Source organism: Cytobacillus firmus NBRC 15306, from assembly GCF_001591465.1.
Classification (GTDB): domain Bacteria; phylum Bacillota; class Bacilli; order Bacillales; family Cytobacillaceae; genus Cytobacillus; species Cytobacillus firmus.
The window spans coordinates 1-3,559 of sequence record NZ_BCUY01000159.1; the positions used below are offsets into that span (position 1 = coordinate 1).

General features: G+C 35.1%; 4 protein-coding genes. 3 read left to right on the top strand and 1 reads right to left on the bottom strand.

Features of this window, described 5'->3' with window-relative positions; all coding sequences use genetic code 11:
- Positions 1 to 370 precede the first annotated feature (370 nt).
- On the bottom strand, positions 371 to 1,771 hold the full coding sequence (gene pdxR, locus BFI01S_RS21260; RefSeq protein ID WP_061794359.1) for a MocR-like pyridoxine biosynthesis transcription factor PdxR: 1,401 nt from the start codon (positions 1,769 to 1,771) through the stop codon (positions 371 to 373).
- Between the two features lie 162 nt (positions 1,772 to 1,933).
- Between pdxR and BFI01S_RS21265 the strand changes: the two genes are divergently transcribed.
- From BFI01S_RS21265 to BFI01S_RS21275, 3 genes are all read left to right on the top strand, one after another.
- Complete coding sequence (locus BFI01S_RS21265; protein ID WP_061794360.1) at positions 1,934 to 2,560, top strand: hypothetical protein; 627 nt, start codon at positions 1,934 to 1,936, stop codon at positions 2,558 to 2,560.
- A gap of 40 nt (positions 2,561 to 2,600) precedes the next feature.
- Positions 2,601 to 3,008, top strand: a complete 408-nt coding sequence (locus BFI01S_RS21270) for a DUF2000 domain-containing protein (RefSeq protein ID WP_061794361.1) — start codon at positions 2,601 to 2,603, stop codon at positions 3,006 to 3,008.
- An 11-nt stretch (positions 3,009 to 3,019) separates the two neighbouring features.
- Positions 3,020 to 3,559, top strand: a 540-nt coding sequence (locus BFI01S_RS21275) for a formylglycine-generating enzyme family protein (RefSeq protein ID WP_235831253.1), incomplete at its 3' end; no start/stop codon positions are given.

Below are 3,559 nucleotides of genomic sequence, written 5' to 3' on the forward strand. Positions count from 1 at the left end.
AACACCCTTTTGTCTACAAACTGAAACGCCATTGGGGCGTTTTTTATTTGTTTACTGATCATAAAGGGAAAGGAAATTTCCTGACTGATTAACAGTTTTTTTCGAGAAAAATAGTGAAAGCAATCCTACAATTAGAACACAAATACCGATAAAAAAGAGTTTGCTTCAATAAAAGTCCATAAGAATAAATAAATGCTAAAGACTAAGAAAAGCCATCCTATAATAGGATGTTCGAATATACTTTACGCATTAGATTCAATCTTTCTATCTAAATTTCTTTTTATTTCAAACTTTTATAAGTGAACATTATGGACATATTTTATTGACCGGTATTAAAGTCCAATAACCACATTCATATGGATATAAACTTTTAAATTAGAGCTTGTTTTAGTCTATTGATACCTTCTTTTATTTCCTCTATTGTTAAATTTCCATAACCTAAAATTATTTTATTTTGATGCATTTCCTTTTTAATGGTATGAAGTTCGACTGGATAAATATTAATTTTATGTCGTTCCATTATGCTTTTTACTTTTTGATCTGTAAACTCTATGTTTTTAAATTCAGCAATCAAATGCAGGCCTGTTGAATCCCCTAAAATTTTCACCTTATTACCAAACTCTTCTGTTAAACATTTTTTCACCTGATCCCGTCGTGCTTTATAAATTTTTTTCATTTTTCTAATATGGCGCTCCAAATGTCTTTCATCTATAAAGCGTGCAATAGTAAGTTGTTCTAATGAGGGGGTGTGAAGATCTGTGAACCATTTTAAATCTTTACATCGTTTTGTTAAAGAAGGCGGAAGAATTAAGTAACCTAATCTAAGCGCTGGTGACAATATCTTGCTAAAAGTTCCTATGTAAACCACTCTATCTGGATCAAGCCCTTGAAGTGAATTAATGGGAGCACCTTGATAACGAAATTCGCTGTCATAATCATCTTCTACAATATAGCAATTAGCTTTTCGAGCAAATTGAATAAGTTGAATCCGGCGTTGAATAGGCAAAGTCCCTCCAAGTGGAAACTGATGTGACGGTGTGACAAAAATAAAACTAGGTTTTTTATCTAGTGGAATTAAATCTGTTCTCATTCCTTGTTCATCCACAGGTATAGGATAGAGTGTTGAGCCTGGAGAAGTAAAAATTGTTTGAATTTCATGAGTAATAGGATCTTCAATCATTACTTCATCCCCAGGGGAAAGAAATAGATTAGCTATAAGAGATAAAGCTTGTGTTGCTCCGGAGGTAATAACTAATTGGTCTGGATGGCAATGAACCCCCCTTGTTCTTTTAAGGTAGCGAGAAAGGATATGACGTAGTTCAATTCTCCCTTCAGGATAGCCATAACCAAAAATGGAATGAGAAGTATCTGCACAAACTTGTTTAGAGATTTGTCCCCATGTATTCCTTGGAAACATATCTAAAGCAGGAAGACCTGAACGAAAATCAATAATGTCGTTTGTTTCCTCTTTTAATTGATGCATGTCAAAAAAAGATAAAAAATCTTTTTTCTCCTGTTGATCCAAGTATGCTCCTTCAGCAACATATGTTCCTGACCCTTGCCGTCCTTCTATATATCCTTCTGCTAATAATTGGTCATAAGCTTCTACTACAACATTTCGTGAAATACCTAGACTTGAGGCTAATTCACGGGAAGGTGGAAGACATTCCCCGGCTGAAAGTTCCCCATGTAATATACGCATACGAATTTGTTCGTAAACTTGTCTAATTAAAGGCATATCCATTGTTCGATCAATTGATATCCACAGCATACTCTTCACCCTTGCTTTCGTTTTCAAATTGGTCCTATAAAATTTTATAATAATTGGTCCTTATACCAACCATTTTACCATGCTAAATTATAAAAGGGGAAAGAAGTTACACATATTGGAAATATACAACGTAAATAATCAAATCGATACAGGTGGTGTGAAATGGCCGTAAAATCTCAGGTAAGAGAGCAAAATCATCGTTTATCAAATTGGAATGATAGGCTTTTTTCTTCTTTATTTTTCTTAGATCAACTTGAAATTGCTACTCTAGGTCCTTCTGGAACCAGCAGTGAAGCATCAGCTGAATATTTGCTATCATCACTAAAAGCAGAACATGGAAAATATTCGCTTTTCCCTTCTTATGAAGAAGCTTATGAAAGCTTGGTTTCGGGAGTATCTAATGTTCTTCTTGTAGCGAATGCTTACAAGGGAATAGATAAGTTTTACATGTCAAAGGATATCAAATTTTTGTTCCCATTTGTCTTTGAAACACCTTTATATGGAGTTGCAAAAAGACCATGTGAAGAATTGGATACGGGGCGTCCTTTGATTATTGCAACTCATCATGCACCTTCAAGTCTTCTTCCTTGGTTCTTAGCTGATTTTGACATGAACTATGAAGTGCTGCTTGTTAATTCAACAAGTGAAGCTGCGGTTAAATTGCAGAATGGTGATGTTGATCTTTGTTTAACGACTGAAAATGCCGTCAAAAAATATAATATCGAATTCATTTCGCCTACCCGAACTATTTTAATGTTATGGTCCGTTTTTGGCCGAAATCAACGATAGTATTAATTCAAACTTAACAAATGGAGGAATAATCGTGGAAATGAAATGTGTAATGGTTATTGATGCGGATTTACCAACAGGATTAATTGCAAATACTGCTGCGGTGTTAGCCCTTACTTTAGGAAAGAAAATAGATGGAATTATTGGGCCAACTGTAATAGATGGAAGTGGTCATTCTCATGTAGGGATAACTACCACTCCGATTCCTATTCTGAAGGGTGATTCTCTAAAGATTAAGGATTTAAGAGATAAGGTATATGCTGAAGAATTTTCCGATTTACTTGTTGTTGACTTTAGTAATGCTGCACAAACAACAAAAAATTATGAGGAATATACCCAAAAAATAGCGACATTCTCAGCAAATGATCTAGAGTATTTAGGATTAGCTTTATGTGGAGACAAGAAAAAGGTTAATAAACTAACTGGAAGTATGGGACTTCTAAGATAATGGGGGAATCTATGGTGAGTAATCAAGTGAAAAATCAGTTAGAAAATATGATAGTGATCCCAGGTGGGACGTTTCTCCGAGGGAGTAACGATTCACCAGATGAACAGCCAGTTAAGTTGGTTACTTTAAATGATTTTGCTATTGATAAAACACCAGTAACAAACCAACAATTTCGAGTGTTCGTAGAAGAAGGAGGATATGGAAATCCGGTCTTTTGGGCACCAAAAGGGTGGGATTATATCAATGATAACAATATAAAATACCCAAATTATTGGTATGACGATCACTTTAATCAAGATGATCATCCGGTAACAGGAGTCAGTTGGTGGGAGGCAATGGCCTTTGCTGAGTTTGCAGGAAAGACCTTACCGACTGAAGCACAATGGGAATACGCTTGTAAGGGTAAAGATCAAAGAAAATATCCATGGGGAAACGACGAACCTACTTTTGAGTATGCAAACTATGCCGTTGATTGCAATCCTGAAGAATTAAATCGTAGCTCGACATCTGTTTTTGCATTCCCTAAGAATAAATCTTTTTTCGGATGTTTT

Coding starts and splice junctions, on each gene's coding strand:
- pdxR (WP_061794359.1), bottom strand. CDS start 1,771: ATGCTGTGGATATCAATTGATCGAACAATGGATATGCCTTTAATTAGA.
- BFI01S_RS21265 (WP_061794360.1), top strand. CDS start 1,934: ATGGCCGTAAAATCTCAGGTAAGAGAGCAAAATCATCGTTTATCAAAT.
- BFI01S_RS21270 (WP_061794361.1), top strand. CDS start 2,601: ATGAAATGTGTAATGGTTATTGATGCGGATTTACCAACAGGATTAATT.